Below are 15,174 nucleotides of genomic sequence, written 5' to 3' on the forward strand. Positions count from 1 at the left end.
AGAGATCAGTCAGGGATCAGGATTGGTACATCTCTTCGATGACGGCGGCGTACCTGGCGTGCACGACGCGGCGCTTGAGCTTGAGGCTGGGGGTGAGCTCGGCGGTCTCGGCGGTCCACTCGACGGGCAGCAGGTGCCAGCGCTTGACCTGCTGGACGCGGGCGAGTTTGGCGTTGGCCGCCGCGACGGCCGCGTCCACCTCCTTGAGCACGTCGGGGTGCTCGGCCAGCTCGGCCAGGGAGGCGAACTCGATGCCGCGTCCCTTGGCCCACACGGGGGCCACCTCGCCGTCGAGGGTGAGGATCGCCACGATGTAGGGCCTGCGGTCGCCGTAGGCGAGGGCCTGGCCGATGAGCGGGTGCTCCTTGAGCAGGTTCTCGGTGTTGGCGGGCGAGATGTTCTCGCCGCCGGCGGTGATGATGAGCTCCTTCTTGCGGTCGACGATGCGGACGAAGCCGTCCTCGTCGATGGAGCCCACGTCGCCGGTGTGCAGCCAGCCCTCCTCGTCGATGAGCTCGGCGGTGGCCTCGGGGCGGTTGAGGTAACCGCCGGTGTTGGCAGGGCTGCGGGTGATGATCTCGCCGTCCTCGGCGACCCGCACCTCCACGGCCGGGAAGGGCGGCCCGACGGTGCCGAGCTTGAACATGTCGGTGCTGTTGCCGGTGAACGCGCCGCTGGTCTCGGTCATGCCGTAGACGTCGACCACGCGCATGCCGAGCCCGGCGAAGAACCGCTGCACTTCGAGCGGCATCGGGGCGGCGGCGGTGGCCAGCCACAGCGCGTTCTCGAAGCCGATCATCGAGCGGATGATGGACAACAGCGCGGCGTCGGCCTGCTCGTAGGCCGCGGTGACCTCGGAGCTCGGGGTGCGGCCGTACTGGCACGCCTCGACGTAGGCCAGCCCGGCCGCCATGGCCGCGCGGACCTGCTCCTGCTGCTCAACGGGCTGGGTGGCGAGCAGGGCCTGCAGGCGGGCCATCATCTTCTCCCACACCCTCGGCACGCCGAAGAAGAACAGCGGCTTAACCTGGGCGAGCACGGCGCCGAGCTCGGCGAGGTCGGGGCAGAAGTGGACGTGGTAGACCTTGAACAGCGGGATGTACAGGCTCAGCACGCGCTCGGCGATGTGGGCGTAGGTCAGGTAGGAGATCTGCGACCCGTGGTCGGGCAGCCCGGTCAGCCGGACGCTGACGGCGACCTCGAAGCAGATGTTGGCGTGGGTCAGCGGCACCCCCTTGGGGTTGCCGGTGGTGCCGGAGGTGTAGAGCACGGTGAGCACGTCGTCCGCGGTCACCGTGGCGGCCCGCGCCTCGGCGGCGGCCGGGTCGGCGGCCAGGGCGCTCTCGCCGAACGCCAGGAAGTCCTCCCAGCTCATGAACAGCTCGCCCTCAGGGCAGTCCTCGAGCACGATGACCTTGCGCAGGCCGGGCAGCTCGTCCAGGATCGGCGTCCAGCGCGCGAGGTCGGCCGCGCCCCCCAGCACGGCGATCTTGGCGTTGACGTCCTTGGCGACGAAGGCCACCTGCTCGGGGGCGAAGGTGGCGTAGATCGAGCACGCCATCCCGCCGGCGTGGACGGCGCCGAGGTCGGCGAGCACGTGCTCGGTGCGGTTGACCATCATGAGCGCGACGGCCTCTCCGCGGTCGAGACCGAGGGCGCCGAATCCGGCCGCGATCGCGAGCACCCGCTGACGGGCCTGCGCGTAGGTCAACGTCGTCCAGCCGTCACCCGACCGGTCGGAGTAGGCGGGCGCGTCAGGGAAACGCTCCGCCGTGCGCCTGAGTTGTTCGCAAATGGTGTGGCCGGCGATCTCTTGCTCGATTTCCCTGCGTTCGGCAAGGACCCGGGGGTCGGCCATTTCGCCTCCAGAAGTGCCCACTTACACGAGTGGGATGCATCGCACCACAGGTGTTCACGGCAAACAAGTCCCTGGAAGTGAGAAGAAGCGCCGCCCTTGTCCGCTTCGCGGGCCGAAACCGTCATTCCCTTACGCTCAGTGTCCGGGGCATGCGGCCATACGAATCACCAATTCGGACACCAAGCAATAAAACCGACGTTGGATACGTTAGTTCCTCGAAGCCCGTGACAGTCCGGCTCCGAACGCGGCGACGACCCGAGCGAGGAGCCCGCCAGGGGGCGGCGGGCGGCTCGCCGGGACACAGCGGCGCCCGAGGCCCGCCGAGCGGAGCGAGACCGGACGCGCACAGCCGGACGCACACGATCCAACGCGCACAACCCAACGCGCACAGCCGAACGAACGCAGCCGAAGCTCACAGCGGCGCGAACGCCGCAGGACGCCACAGAACGCCGCAGGACCAGCACAGCACCGGGACGGGGGACGTACCGCATGTCGCAGGAAGTCAGCACGCAGGTGGAGGAACGGAGGGTCTTCGGGCATCCGCGCGGCATCGTCACGCTGTTCCTCACCGAGATGTGGGAGCGTTTCAGCTTCTACGGGCTGCGCGCCATCTTGTTCTTCTTCCTCACCGCCACCGTCGCCCAGGGCGGCATGGGGCTGCCCAAGCCCACCTCCACCGCCGTCGTCGGCGTCTACGGCGCGCTGGTCTACCTGCTGGCGCTGCCCGGCGGCTGGATCGCCGACCGCCTGCTCGGAGCGCGGCGCTCGGTGCTCGCCGGCGGGTCGGTCATCATGCTCGGCCACATCAGCATGGCCATCCCGCTGCGCGGCCAGGGGCTCGTCTGGCTCGGCCTCGGGCTGATCGTCGCCGGCACCGGGCTGCTCAAGCCGAACATCTCGACGATGGTCGGCGGCCTGTACCCCGAGGGGGACAACGCCCGCAGGGACGCGGGCTTCTCCATCTTCTACCTGGGCATCAACCTGGGCGCGTTCGCCGCCCCGTACGTGGTCAGCAACCTGGCGCGGGACGACCGCTGGCACCTCGGGTTCGGCGCGGCGGCGGTCGGCATGGCGATCGGCCTGACGCAGTACGTCGCCGGCGGGCGTCACCTGCGGGGAGCCGGTGAGACGCCCGGGCACCGCCTGACCCCCGAGGAGCGGCGGCACTTCGGGATGATCGCCGCGATCGGCCTGGGCGGCGCGGCGGTGGCGCTGGCGCTGTGGGCCTGGAGCGGGACGTTCACCGTCGACCGCTTCACGGTGGCGCTCACCATCCTCACGATCATGGTCCCGGTCGGCTACTTCGCCTACATCCTGCTCGGCGGCCACAACCTGACCACCGGCGAGCGGACCAAGATGAAGGCCTACGTCTGGCTGTTCGTCGCCGCCGCGATCTTCTGGATGATCTACGACCTGGCTCCGACCGTGCTGAACGACTTCGCGGCCGAGCACACCGACCTGCGGATGTTCGGGCAGTCGATCACGGCGGCCACCACGCAGTCGTTCAACCCACTGATGATCATGATTTTCGTGCCGGTCTTCGCGGCCCTGTGGGTGAAGCTCGGCGACCGGGTGGGGGCGGCGCAGAAGTTCGCGTTCGGCCTTTTCATGATCGGCGTCAGCTTCGTGGCGATGGCGCTCGCGGCGGGGCTCGCCGAGACGGGGCGCATCTCGGTCTGGTGGCTGTTCCTGGTCTACCTCATCCAGGTCTTCGGCGAGCTGTCCCTCAGCCCGGTCGGGCTTTCTGTGACCGTCGAACTGGCCCCGCACGCCTTCCGGAGCCAGATGCTCGGCGTCTGGTACCTGTCGTTCGCCGTCGGGGACGCCATCGGCGGCCAGACCGCGCGCCTGCTGCATTACATGTCCGAGCCTGCGTACTTCGCCACGCTCGCCGCCATCGCGCTCGCCGCCTCGGCCGTCCTGCTGGCCTTTGCCCGCCGGCTGCGCGTGCTGATGGGCGAGCGGTGAGAACGGGTCGCAGGGAACGGGTCATGGGGAAAACGGGTCACGGGGAAGGGGTCACAGGGAAGGGGTCAGCGCCGCGCCGGGCGGCGGCCGGTGGGCGGACGGCGAGGCCTGCGCGGACGGCGAGACGGCGATGGCCCGCGCGGCGGCGAGGCGGGGCACCGCGTCGGCGAGCGCCCGCGGCGGCATCGTGAACGGCAGGCGCAGGTAGCGCTCCAGCGTGCCGTCGAGGCCGAACCACGGGCCGGGCGCGAGCCGCACCCCCTGCGCCGCCGCCGCGTCGGCGAGCGGCGTCGCCATCGGGGAGTCCAGCCGCACCCACAGCGAGCCGCCCCCGCGCGGCTCGGTGAACGACCACTCGGGCAGGTGGGCGCGCAGCGCCTCGGTCAGGGCGGTCCGTGAGGCGGCCAGCCCGCGCGCCCGTTCGGCCTTGGCCTGCTCGATGCGCTGGAACAGGTGGGTCACCGCGAGTTGCTCGATCAGCGGCGCGGCGATGTCCATCCCGGCGCGCAGGACGGCGAGGCGGCGGACCAGGGCGCTGGTGGCGCGGATCCACCCGATGCGCAGGCCGCCCCACCACAGCTTGGAGGCCGACCCGACGCTGATCACCCGGCCGTCGGTGTCGAACGCGGCCAGCGGCTGGGTGGCGGGCACCTCGTCGATGGCCAGCTCGGCCCAGCTCTCGTCCACCAGCAGCGTCGTGTCGTTGCGGCGGGCGGCGTCCACCAGTTCGGCCCGGCCGGCGTCGTCCATGAGCAGGCCCATGGGGTTGTGGAAGTCGGGGATGACGTAGGCCAGCCGGGTCGCCGACTGGCGCATGGCGCAGGCCATCAGCTCGACGTCCCAGCAGTCGCCGGGGAGCCCCACCGGCACCAGCCGGGCGCCGCGCAGGCGGGCCGCGTCCAGCGCGTGGGGATAGGTCGGCGACTCCACCAGCATCGGGTCGCCCTGCCCGGCGAACAGGGTGAGGAGCAGGTGGATGGCGTGCTGCGCGCCGCCGGTGACCAGGATCTGGTCGGGCCGGGTGGCGAGGCCGCGGGCGCCGTACCGGGCGGCGATCGCCTCGCGCAGCGGCCGCACGCCCATCGGGCCGTAGCCGGTGCCGAGGCCGTAGCGGGGGTAGGCCTCGACCGCGGCGGCCAGGGCCTCGGGGAGCAGGGACGTGGCGGGCGGGGCCGCGGCGTGCAGCGGGACGAGGCCGTCATCGTCGTCGGCGATCACCCACGGGTTGCCGGTGCCGAGCGCGCCGGGGTCGGGCAGGGCCGTCCAGCTGCCCGCGCCCTGGCGGCTGTCGAGGTAGCCCTGCTCGCGCAGCCGGTCGTAGGCGGCGGTCACGGTGGTGCGGCTGACGCCGAGCGCCTCGGCCAAGTGACGCTCGGCCGGCACGCGCACGCGGGTGGCGAGGCGGCCGTCCAGGATCAGGCCGCGCACGCGCTCGGCCAGCGCCCGGTAGTACGGGCGGGTGTCCGGCGGAAGGTCGACCAACTTGGCCAGCCATGGCCCGCTGACATATCGCTCCATAAAGCCACTTTCTCTGATTGGCCCTTTGCCAGCAAGCCATTGGCGTCCGAACATTGCGGCACTATGACTGAGATCTCCCTCCCCCGCCTCGGCTCGTTCCCCAACCGCCTGCTGCGGCTGTACGCCGGTCTGTTCCTCTACGGCGCGGGCGTCGCGCTCCAGGTCGAGTCGGGGCTCGGCAACGACCCGTGGGACGTCTTCCACCAGGGCCTGTCCGTCCGCACCGGATGGTCGATCGGCACGTGGATCATCGTGGTGGGCGCCGCCGTCATGCTCTTCTGGATCCCGCTCAGGCAGCGCCCGGGCATCGGCACGCTGAGCAACATCGTGTTCCTCGGGCTCTTCGCCGACCTGGTGATCTGGATGCTGCCCACGCCGGAGCCCCTGGCGGTCCGCTGGGCCTACCTGCTCTCGGCGGTGGTGCTGATCGCCGCCGCCACCGGCCTGTACATCGGCGCCGGCCTCGGCCCGGGCCCCCGTGACGGGCTGATGACCGGCCTCAACCGGCTCGGACTGTCCATCAGGTCGGCGCGCACGCTGGTCGAGCTGACCGTCCTGGCCATCGGGTGGCTGCTCGGCGGGACCGCGGGCGTGGGCACGATCGTCTTCGCGGTGCTGATCGGCCCGCTCACGCAGTACTTCATGCCGCGGATGCGACCGCGAACCTGACGTAGCCCGGCCCGGCGGCCGGATCTTCCGTCGCCGGGGGCGCCGAAACCCCCTGCGCGTACTAGCGTGACGGCATGCGGATCGAGGACTACGCGCTCATCGGCGACATGCAGTCGGCCGCCCTCGTCGGGCGGGACGGGTCGATCGACTGGCTGTGCCTGCCCCGTTTCGACTCCCCCTCCTGCTTCACGTCCCTGCTCGGCGACGAGCGCAACGGCCACTGGTGGATCGGCCCGGCGGGCCCCGGGCGGCGGCCGAGCACCCGGCGCCGCTACCGCGAGGACACCCTCATCCTGGAGACCGAGTGGGACACCGAGGGCGGCACGGTGCGGGTCACCGACTTCATGCCGCCCCGGCAGGCCAACCCCGACCTGGTGCGCGTGGTCGAGTGCCTGGCCGGCAGCGTCGAGATGAGCACCCTCATCCGCATCCGCTTCGACTACGGCCGCATCGTGCCGTGGGTGCGCCGCACCGACGGCCTGCTGCAGGCCGTCGGGGGGCCCGACTCCGTCTGGCTGCACTCCCCCGTGCCGCTGCAGGGCGGCGACTACGCCCACAAGGCGACCTTCCGCGTCTCGGCCGGCGACCGGCTGGCGTTCGTGTTCACCTGGCACCCCTCCCATTCGCCCCGGCCGCACCAGATCGACCCGATGGCCGAGCTGCGGGAGACCGAGGCCATGTGGAAGGAGTGGGTCTCCCAGTGCACCCCGGAGACCGAGGACCGCTGGCGCGACGCGGTCGTCCGCTCGCTGATCACCCTCAAGGCGCTCACCTACTCCCCCACCGGCGGCATCGTGGCCGCGCCCACGACCTCCATTCCCGAGGACATCGGCGGGGTCCGCAACTGGGACTACCGCTACTGCTGGCTGCGCGACGCCACGATGACCCTGGACGCGCTGCTCGGGGCGGGCTACGTCGACGAGGCCCGCGACTGGCGCGAGTGGCTGCTGCGCGCGATCGCCGGCCGCCCGCAGGACCTGCAGATCATGTACGGCGTGGCCGGCGAGCGCCGCCTGCCCGAGATGGAGCTGCCCTGGCTTGAGGGGTACGAGAACTCCCGCCCGGTGCGCATCGGCAACGCCGCGGTCAACCAGCTCCAGCTCGACGTGTACGGCGAGGTGATGAACTGCCTCTACCTGTCGCAGGCGTCCGGGCTCTCCTCCATCTCGCGCACGTGGGCGATCCAGCGGTCGCTGATGGACTTCCTTGAGTCCCACTGGGACGAACCGGACGAGGGCCTGTGGGAGGTGCGCGGGCCCCGCCGGCACTTCGTCCACTCCAAGGTGATGGCCTGGGTGGCGGCCGACCGGGTGATCCGGCAGGTCGAGCGGTTCGGCCAGAACGGGCCGGTCGACCACTGGCGCGCGCTGCGCGAGCGCATCCACGCAGAGATCCTGGCGAAGGGCTACGACTCCGCGCGCAACACCTTCACCCAGTCGTACGGGTCGGGCGAGCTGGACGCCGCGCTGCTGCTGATCCCGCAGACCGGCTTCCTGCCGCCGGACGACCCCCGCGTCACCGGGACGATCGACGCGATCGAGCGCGAGCTGATGTCCGACGGCTTCGTGCTGCGCTATCCGCTGGCCCACCAGAACTCCGTGGACGGCCTGATGGGCGGCGAGGGGGCGTTCCTCGCGTGCAGCTTCTGGCTCGCCGAGGCGCGGGCCATGGCGGGCAGGCGCGAGCAGGCCGTCGAGCTGTTCGAGAAGCTCCTGTCACTGCGCAACGACGTGGGGCTGCTGGCCGAAGAGTACGACCCCCGCTACGAGCGGCTGGTCGGCAACTTCCCCCAGGCCTTCAGCCACGTCCCGCTGATCCACACCGCCCACACCCTCTCCCGCCCCCACTGCACCCCCCGCCACACCGCCCTGCTAACCCCCGCCTGATCATCCATCTGAACCGGCACCGTGCCGCCAGAGATCTTTTGAACAGTGGCACCATAGTGATCAGGCTCAACGAGGAAGGGGATCCGTATGGGCAGTGTCGGCCAGTCCGGAACGCACAACGAGCGCGCAGACGACGCGTCCGCGACATGGCCGTCCAAGAGCTTCTTAGCGACACTGCCCGATGAGACCCGGAATGTCGTCTTGCACCGAGGTACGCGGCGGATCTTCTCTCCGAGTCAGGTCTTCGTCACCCAAGGCGACCAGGCGACGGAGGTGTTCGTGATCCTCGATGGTGTCGTCCGCGTGGAGTCGATGGACATCTCCGGCACACCAAAATTGATCGACATCCAGACGCGCGGGGACACGATCGGCGAGATGACGGCGATCTCCGGAGAGCCGCGATCGGCCACCGTAAGCGCGGCGACGAAGGTGATCGCACTGGAGATTTCCAAGGGCGACTTCCTTGATCTGCTGGAGAACGAGCCTGCGGCGTCGCACGCATTGATTCGAATGCTGATAGAACGTCAGCGTTCACGTACGCAACAGATTCTGGACTTCCGCCAGTTCGACGCCCCCACCCGGCTCGCCCGGACGCTCGCCGCCCTAGCGGACAAGTGGGGGACGCCAGCCGGCGAAGGTATCGTTCTCCACCCTTCCCTCAACCAGTCCGATCTGGCCTCGCTGACCGGCGCCAGCGAGCCAAGCGTGTTCAAGGCCTTGCGAACACTTCGCGAGGAAGGCGTGGTGGAGACGCACTACCGTCGCTTGATCATCAAGGATCTCGCCGCTCTACGCGCCAGTGCGGCATTGCCCGATTGAGATCATTTTCATACTAAGACGAGTCAATGCTTGTAAAAATATAGACTTCTCCCTATATTGAGATGACCTTGCCGTCCCTACGGCTCTCGTCTCGGGAGGTGTCGTGTTCCTCAACGGTGTCAGAAAGATCGCCGCACCATCTCAACCAGCGGGGGCGCGTGCTCCGTTCGAGGCGACAAGCGCCTTCATTGACGTCCGAGACTCAACGAGGCTGACAAGCGCGCTGGGCGTGCACGCGACCAGAAACCTGCTCGAACGATTTTTCTCCTCAATCGTCGCTCTCACCGACATCACCGGCGGAGTCGTGTGCGACATCAATGGCGATGGAGTACTGGCGATCTTCCAGGGAGAGGGACGTGTCGATCGTGCGCTGTCCACCACGGTCGAGGTGCAGCGGATGTCCTCTTCTCTGGCGGCGCGCGCCGACGACAACTCTCATGCGCTTCAGGTCAGGATCGGCATCGACGACGGCCTCGTATGCCAGGGGTGGGCAGGTCCGAACCCGGGAGGACAGGGATTCTGGGTCGGCTCCAATGTGGCGGCAAAGGTCTCCCGGCTCGCAGACGGCGCGGGCCACATCGCTCTGACCGAGCAAGCATTCTCACTGCTCGGCACCGAAGCCCGGAACGCCGGAGTCTGGTCGGATGAGACGGACGTCGTCATCGGCGGCGAGCAGGTCACCGTACGCACACGCGTTCGGGATCGGACCCAGACACATCGCTGACATACCGTCGCCGGAAGCGGAAAGAAGGATCCCATGACGCTACCGCAGCTGCCGGTACGCGCACTGATAGGAGCCATTCCGGCGACCATCGCGATCCTCGTAGGCGCGCTGGTCGTTCTGCTAGCGCTGTTCTTGTCCAAAGAGCGTCAGAGATACGCGCTACGGGTATGGCAAGGCGTCGTAGAGCTCGTTCCACTCCTCGTGGGCACCACCGGCCGGTCGGCGAAGCTCCCCTTGGCGACAGAAGCTCCGGTCCTGACCCCCCATGGTTCGGCGAGTTCCGGTATTTAGACGAGGAGAATGCGCCCCGCGAGCCTTCTAGCCACTCGCCTGCCTGACCTCCTCCTCCAACTGGACGCGCAGACTTCGCCATACCGGACTGCCTCACGCTGTCCAGGCGGGTCCCCACTTTGGCCCTACAACAGGTGGGGCGCACCCGGAGCGCCGACCGCATGCTGGTGCGCCCATATGATCATGGAATCCACCGACACATCCCCATCCACCCAGCCCGCAGCGTCCTCGGCACCTGGACCACCTGAAGCAGCCGCTCCCATGTGCCGTCCGCCGACCAGCGGCGATGCCGCTTGTGAACCGTCACCCACGACCCGAACCGCTCAGGGAGAGCGTGCCGTGGTACCCCGGTACGCGCTCGGCAGAACACGCCGTTGAGCACCATCGGATGGTCATTCCACCGGCCTCCACGTGCCCCGCCCGGCGGTAACAGCGGCTCCACTCGCATTTGTCAGATCACCACAACCGATACACGAGCGTCACCAACCCGGCGCCCGCTGTCAGGAGATCTAAGAAACAGCTCCTTCAGCGGCCCCTGGCCATGGCGGCGAGGAGGCGGGCGAAGTCGGGGGGCGGGGCGACGACCAGGCGGCGCTGGCCGTTCTGGACGACCAGGTCGGCCTGGATGCGGGTCAGCCTGCCGTGGTTCCACCAGTACACGTGCGGGCTCAGGCCGTCGTCGCGCGTGCGGTACTCGCGGTGGGCCAGCAGCCACAGCCGCTCGATGGCGCGCATCACCGACAGGCCGTCGATGGGGTGGACGACCATCTCTCCGGGACGGGGAAGCGCCACGATCAGCCCGTCGGGAGAGACCAGCAGGTAGTCCTCGATCTTGCGCAGGTGCACGGCCGAGCTGGCCGGCGAGCCGGTCATGACGTAGGCGAAGATGCCGTCGAGGTCGACGCGCTCGGCCGACAGCCGCTCGTCGGCGAGCACGTTGCGGCCGGCGGCGTCCAGCGCCTGCGCCGGCGTGACCGGCCAGCAGAACGCCTCCTCCGGACGCACCGGGCGCCCCGAGACGGTGAGGACCTCGATCAGGTCGGAGCCGAGGTGGCGGCCGATCAGCCGGGAGGGGTCGTCCTCCAGCCCGTCGGTGAGCATCACCTGGGTGCGCAGCAGCGGCAGGATCTGCGCGTAGTCGCACACGTCCGGCAGGTCGTCGGCGCGGGCCACCGCCCGTCCGAGGTGCTCGGAGACCAGCATCGGCCAGTCCTCGCGCGAGCGCCGCCCCGCTTCGCGGCGCAGCCCGTCCAGCCGCACCGTCACGGTGCGCGGCCCGGTGAGCGCCATCGAGGAGCCGCCCGGCTGGAAGGCCGGGTCATAGCCCAGGCTCTCCGCCACCAGCACCAGCAGGGAGTCCAGATCGGCCTCCTCGAACGAGCGCCGCGACGTGCCTGCCCGCCAATCCCGGTATCGCCTGAACAAGCCCACGCAGGCTCCCAACTACCACGGTTTCTTCCCCCTACCTGCGCCTACAGTGCCGTAGCGGGGTCGCGGAACAGGCAAGTCAAAGAGCACGATTCGGTATCAATGACCGCGTCCGCCCCCATCCAGGCGGTGAACTGTGGTGTGCCATGGCCGATCGGCAGCCCGGCGATCATCGGCACGCCGAGCGGGGCGAGCCGGTCGACCAGCACCGGCGTCGGGTCGCCGCACCGCTCCCAGGATCCGAGCACGATGCCGAGGGCGCCGGTCAGGCATCCGGCCTGCAGCAGCTGGGTCAGCATGCGGTCGATGCGGTAGGGCTCCTCGCCGATGTCCTCCAGCAGCACGATGTGCCCCTGGGCGCGCATGGCGTACGGCGTGCCGCACAGCGACGCCAGCAGCGACAGGTTGCCGCCGGTGAGCGGCCCCTCGGCGTGGCCGGGCACGATCACCTGGCCGCCGGCCACCGGGGCGGGCATGTCGCCCTCGAACAGCGAGGCGCGCAGGTGGGCCAGCGAGGCCTCGTCGGGCCCGTCCGCGTCGCTCAGCGTGGCGGACGCCGGCATCGGGCCGAAGCAGCTTGCGACGCCGAGCCGCACGGCGAACGCCTGGTGCAGCGCGGTGATGTCGCTCGACCCGAGCAGGATCTTGGGCCGCGCCGCCCCCATGGCGGTCCAGTCGAGCAGGTCGAGCAGGCGGGTGGCGCCGTAGCCGCCGCGGGCGCAGATGACGGCCCGCACGTCGGGGTCGCACCAGGCGTCCTGCAGGTCGGCGGCCCGGCCGGCGTCCGAACCGGCCAGGTAGCCGCGCCGGTTGAGCACCCTCGGCATGACCACGACGTCCAGGCCGATCTCGGTGAGGACCTGACGGCCACGGGTCAGGCGGACCGGGTCGACCGGCCCCGACGGGGCGACGACGGCCACCCGGTCGCCAGGATGCAGCCGACCGGGGACCCATAGCCGCCTGTCCTTCATCGCCCGCCTCCTGTCCCGCGGAATCGTCCTGATTTGTGGCCGTCGAAAAACGGTGAATGGGCGGAAACCGCCGCCGTTGTGAGTACGCTTACCCAGGTGACGCCATGTACCACCGTTGGGCGGGGCGTGGCCGGTTCGTTCACCTCGCAAAGGGTGTCAGACTGTCCTCACTTATGCGACCCCCGACCCACATTCTGGTCGTCAACGGCATCAAGGTCCGCAGACCGGTGTTCCTGCTCGGCGCTCCGCACTCCGGCGCCGACCTTCTCGCGCGCGCGCTGAAGCGCTCGCCCGGCTTCCACGTCACCATGGGCCGGGCCGCGGTGGCCCACGTCGTCTACGCCTTCGCCCGCCGTCCGTCGATCATGCGCAGGAAGGGCGGCGGCGCGGTGCGGGTGCTGCGCGACGCCCTGGCCGAGGCGTGGCAGATCGTCCCGGGGGCGTGCGCCGAGTGCCCGGCGTCGTGCCGGGAGGCCGGGGCCGTCACCGGCGGCGGCCCGTGCGCCTCCCCCGGCTCCGTCGTCCGGTTCGGCGACGCCAACCCCGACCTGCTGTACAGCGCGCCGGTGCTGCTCCAGGCCTTCCCCGACGCCCGGTTCATCCAGTTCATCCGCGACGGCAGGGACGTCACCGCCGACATGCTCGCCGACCGCGCCTCCATGAGCCTGTTCCGGACGAGCATGCTCAGCGACGAGACCGAGTTCCCCAACCCGTTCCTCGGGGTCAACGCCAGCGAGCACCGCGACAGGTGGACGGCGATGGACTCGGCGGGCAAGTGCGCCCTGCGCTGGCGCAGCGCCGTACGGCTGAGCGCCGCGCTGCGCCAGGAGCTGCCGCCCGACCAGCTGCTCACGCTGCGCTACGAGGACATGGCCTCCGCGCCGGGGCCGACGGTCGCGGCGGTGTCGGACTTCCTGGAGAGCAGGGTGTCCAAGGTGGCGCTGTACGGCGCCACGGCGCCCAAGGTGGGCGCGTGGCGGTCGCGGCTGCGGCCCGAGGCGGTGGCGCTCGTCGAGAAGGTCGCCAAGGAGGAGCTCGCCAGGCTCGGCTACCTCTGACGGCGGCCGCCCGGCCCGCGGGCCGCTCGCGTCGGCGCTGGTGCTCGAACCGGGTGCGGTGAAGCCCGGCCCGCGGGCCGCTCGCGTCAGCGCTGGTGTTCGAACTGGGTGCTGTAGAGCTCGGCGTAGGCGCCGTGCGCGGCGAGCAGGTCGTCGTGGCGCCCGCGCTCGACCACGTGGCCGTCCTCCACGACCAGGATCTCGTCGGCCTCGCGGATCGTGGAGAGCCGGTGGGCGATCACCAGCGAGGTGCGGCCGGCCAGCGCCGTCTTCAGCGCCCGCTGCACGGCGGCCTCCGACTCGGAGTCCAGGTGGGCGGTGGCCTCGTCGAGCACCACCACCCGCGGGGCCTTCAGCAGCAGCCGGGCCAGCGCGATGCGCTGCTTCTCGCCGCCCGACAGCCGGTAACCCCGGTCGCCGACGACGGTGTCGAGCCCGTCGGGCAGCCCTTCGACCAGCTCGCCGATCTGCGCGGCGCGCAGCGCCTCCCAGATCTCCCTGTCGGAGGCGTCCGGACGGGCGTAGCGGAGGTTGGCGCCGATGGTGTCGTGGAACAGGTGCGCGTCCTGCATCACCACGCCGACCGTCTCGCGCAGCGAGCCGAGGGTGGCGTCGCGCACGTCGAGGCCGTTGACCCGCACCGCGCCGCCGGTGACGTCGTACAGCCGCGAGACCAGCGAGGTGATCGTGGTCTTGCCCGCCCCGGACGGCCCGACCAGCGCGATCAGCTGGCCCGGCCTGGCGGTGAAGGTGACCCCCTTCAGCACCTCCTGGCTGGGACCGGTGTCGGGCCGGGCGACCGCCTCCAGGGAGGCCAGCGAGACCTCCTCGGCCGCCGGGTAGCGGAACTGGACGTCGTCGAACTCGATGGTGACCGGCCCGCCGGGCAGCGGCCGGGCGTCCGGGCTCTCGGCGACCATCGGCTTGAGGTCGAGCACCTCGAACACCCGGTCGAAGCTGACCAGCGCCGTCATCACGTCCACGTGGACGTTGGACAGGCTGGTCAGCGGGCCGTACAGGCGCATGAGCATCGCGGCGAGCGCGACCAGGGTGCCGATCGGGAAGGCTCCGTCGACCACGAGCACGCCGCCCGCGCCGTACACCAGCGCGGTGGCGAGCGCGGCGACCAGGCCGAGGGCGACGCGGAACACCGTGCCGTACATGCCGACGGTGATGCCGACGTCGCGCACCCGGCCGGCCCGCTCGCTGAAGTGCGCCGCCTCGTCGTCCGGGCGGCCGTACAGCTTGGCGACCATGGCGCCGGCAACGTTGAAGCGCTCGGTCATGACCGAGCTCATCTCGGCGTCGAGTTGCATCTGCTCGCGGGTCAGCCCGGACATGCGGCGCCCGACGTACCGGGCGGGGAAGATGAAGATCGGCAGCAGGATCAGGGCGACGAGCGTGACCTGCCACGACAGGATCAGCATGGCGCCGAGCACCATGACCAGGCTGACGACGTTGGACACCACGGCCGACAGGGTGCTGGTGATGGCGCGCTGCGCGCCGATGACGTCGCTGTTGAGCCGGGAGACCAGCGCGCCGGTCTGGGCGCGCATGAAGAACGCCACCGGCATGCGCTGGACGTGGTCGAAGACCTCGGTACGCAGGTCGTAGATCAGGCCCTCGCCGATGCGCGAGGAGAACCAGCGCTGCGCCAGCCCGAGCCCGGCGTCCACCACGGCCAGGGCCGCGATGACCAGCGACAGCATGACGACGACATCGGCCCTGCGGGGGATGATGCCGTTGTCGATGATGGACTTCAGCAGCAGCGGGTTGGCGATGACGATCACGGCGTCCAGCACGACGAGCCCGAGGAAGGCCGCGATCTGCCAGCGGTAGGGCCGCGCGTATCGCGCGATGCGCGGCACCGTTCCCGGCGTCAGCCGCTCTTTGGTCACCGAACTGTCCCGTCGCAGGGACCGCATCGCCTGGGGCCCGAATCCCCCGCCCATCATCGACATCCGTCGCCCGCCGATCCTCTCCC

The 15,174-nt window shown here is 70.3% G+C and carries 11 protein-coding genes and 1 pseudogene; 6 read left to right on the forward strand and 6 right to left on the reverse strand.

Annotation, left to right across the window (positions count from 1 at the left end; translation table 11 throughout):
* Positions 1-16: 16 nt before the first annotated feature.
* Positions 17-1,858 (reverse strand): AMP-dependent synthetase/ligase, encoded by a 1,842-nt coding sequence (locus ACZ6QO_RS28445; RefSeq protein WP_465854919.1) that lies wholly within the window; start codon positions 1,856-1,858, stop codon positions 17-19.
* A 489-nt stretch (positions 1,859-2,347) separates the two neighbouring features.
* Between ACZ6QO_RS28445 and ACZ6QO_RS28450 the strand changes: the two genes are divergently transcribed.
* Complete coding sequence (locus ACZ6QO_RS28450; protein WP_465854921.1) at positions 2,348-3,826, forward strand: peptide MFS transporter; 1,479 nt, start codon at positions 2,348-2,350, stop codon at positions 3,824-3,826.
* 51 nt (positions 3,827-3,877) lie between these two features.
* Here the strand turns inward: ACZ6QO_RS28450 and yczR are convergent, their stop codons facing one another.
* The gene (yczR, locus tag ACZ6QO_RS28455) at positions 3,878-5,344 is read right to left on the reverse strand and encodes a MocR-like transcription factor YczR (protein ID WP_465854923.1); all 1,467 of its coding nucleotides are present in this window, start codon (positions 5,342-5,344) and stop codon (positions 3,878-3,880) included.
* A gap of 63 nt (positions 5,345-5,407) precedes the next feature.
* On the opposite strand from yczR, the gene yczE reads away from it, so the two are divergent.
* The 4 genes from yczE (at position 5,408) to ACZ6QO_RS28475 (ending at position 9,442) form a co-directional block, all read left to right on the forward strand.
* On the forward strand, positions 5,408-6,013 hold the full coding sequence (yczE, locus tag ACZ6QO_RS28460; RefSeq protein WP_465854925.1) for a membrane protein YczE: 606 nt from the start codon (positions 5,408-5,410) through the stop codon (positions 6,011-6,013).
* Between the two features lie 74 nt (positions 6,014-6,087).
* Positions 6,088-7,899 carry a glycoside hydrolase family 15 protein gene (locus tag ACZ6QO_RS28465; protein WP_465854927.1) on the forward strand — a complete coding sequence of 604 codons (1,812 nt, stop codon included), beginning with the start codon at positions 6,088-6,090 and terminating at the stop codon, positions 7,897-7,899.
* An 87-nt stretch (positions 7,900-7,986) separates the two neighbouring features.
* Positions 7,987-8,718: a Crp/Fnr family transcriptional regulator gene (locus ACZ6QO_RS28470; protein ID WP_465854929.1), complete on the forward strand. Its 732-nt coding sequence runs from the start codon at positions 7,987-7,989 to the stop codon at positions 8,716-8,718.
* Between the two features lie 103 nt (positions 8,719-8,821).
* Positions 8,822-9,442, forward strand: a complete 621-nt coding sequence (locus ACZ6QO_RS28475; protein WP_465854930.1) for an adenylate/guanylate cyclase domain-containing protein — start codon at positions 8,822-8,824, stop codon at positions 9,440-9,442.
* Positions 9,443-9,882: 440 nt separating this feature from the next.
* Here the strand turns inward: ACZ6QO_RS28475 and ACZ6QO_RS28480 are convergent.
* From ACZ6QO_RS28480 to ACZ6QO_RS28490, 3 genes and pseudogenes are all read right to left on the reverse strand, one after another.
* Positions 9,883-10,203, reverse strand: a pseudogene (locus ACZ6QO_RS28480) (transposase); the annotation flags it as partial.
* Between the two features lie 55 nt (positions 10,204-10,258).
* Complete coding sequence (locus tag ACZ6QO_RS28485) at positions 10,259-11,164, reverse strand: hypothetical protein (protein WP_465854931.1); 906 nt, start codon at positions 11,162-11,164, stop codon at positions 10,259-10,261.
* Positions 11,165-11,205: 41 nt separating this feature from the next.
* On the reverse strand, positions 11,206-12,132 hold the full coding sequence (locus ACZ6QO_RS28490; RefSeq protein ID WP_465854933.1) for a S66 peptidase family protein: 927 nt from the start codon (positions 12,130-12,132) through the stop codon (positions 11,206-11,208).
* A gap of 173 nt (positions 12,133-12,305) precedes the next feature.
* Here ACZ6QO_RS28490 and ACZ6QO_RS28495 point away from each other — a divergent pair, with 173 nt between their 5' ends.
* Positions 12,306-13,190, forward strand: a complete 885-nt coding sequence (locus tag ACZ6QO_RS28495) for a sulfotransferase (protein ID WP_465854935.1) — start codon at positions 12,306-12,308, stop codon at positions 13,188-13,190.
* 86 nt (positions 13,191-13,276) lie between these two features.
* On the opposite strand, the gene ACZ6QO_RS28500 is transcribed toward ACZ6QO_RS28495, so the two are convergent.
* Positions 13,277-15,151 carry an ABC transporter ATP-binding protein gene (locus tag ACZ6QO_RS28500; protein WP_465854936.1) on the reverse strand — a complete coding sequence of 625 codons (1,875 nt, stop codon included), beginning with the start codon at positions 15,149-15,151 and terminating at the stop codon, positions 13,277-13,279.
* Between the last annotated feature and the right edge of the window lie 23 nt (positions 15,152-15,174).

The organism is Sphaerisporangium sp. NPDC049457 (assembly GCF_055586705.1).

What these genes read in the sequence shown, in the direction of transcription:
- ACZ6QO_RS28465 (WP_465854927.1), top strand. Translation starts at nt 6,088, where the DNA reads ATGCGGATCGAGGACTACGCGCTCATCGGCGACATGCAGTCGGCCGCC.
- ACZ6QO_RS28490 (WP_465854933.1), bottom strand. Translation starts at nt 12,132, where the DNA reads ATGAAGGACAGGCGGCTATGGGTCCCCGGTCGGCTGCATCCTGGCGAC.
- ACZ6QO_RS28495 (WP_465854935.1), top strand. Translation starts at nt 12,306, where the DNA reads ATGCGACCCCCGACCCACATTCTGGTCGTCAACGGCATCAAGGTCCGC.
- ACZ6QO_RS28500 (WP_465854936.1), bottom strand. Translation starts at nt 15,151, where the DNA reads ATGTCGATGATGGGCGGGGGATTCGGGCCCCAGGCGATGCGGTCCCTG.
- ACZ6QO_RS28470 (WP_465854929.1), top strand. Translation starts at nt 7,987, where the DNA reads ATGGGCAGTGTCGGCCAGTCCGGAACGCACAACGAGCGCGCAGACGAC.
- ACZ6QO_RS28445 (WP_465854919.1), bottom strand. Translation starts at nt 1,858, where the DNA reads ATGGCCGACCCCCGGGTCCTTGCCGAACGCAGGGAAATCGAGCAAGAG.
- yczR (WP_465854923.1), bottom strand. Translation starts at nt 5,344, where the DNA reads ATGGAGCGATATGTCAGCGGGCCATGGCTGGCCAAGTTGGTCGACCTT.
- ACZ6QO_RS28450 (WP_465854921.1), top strand. Translation starts at nt 2,348, where the DNA reads ATGTCGCAGGAAGTCAGCACGCAGGTGGAGGAACGGAGGGTCTTCGGG.
- yczE (WP_465854925.1), top strand. Translation starts at nt 5,408, where the DNA reads ATGACTGAGATCTCCCTCCCCCGCCTCGGCTCGTTCCCCAACCGCCTG.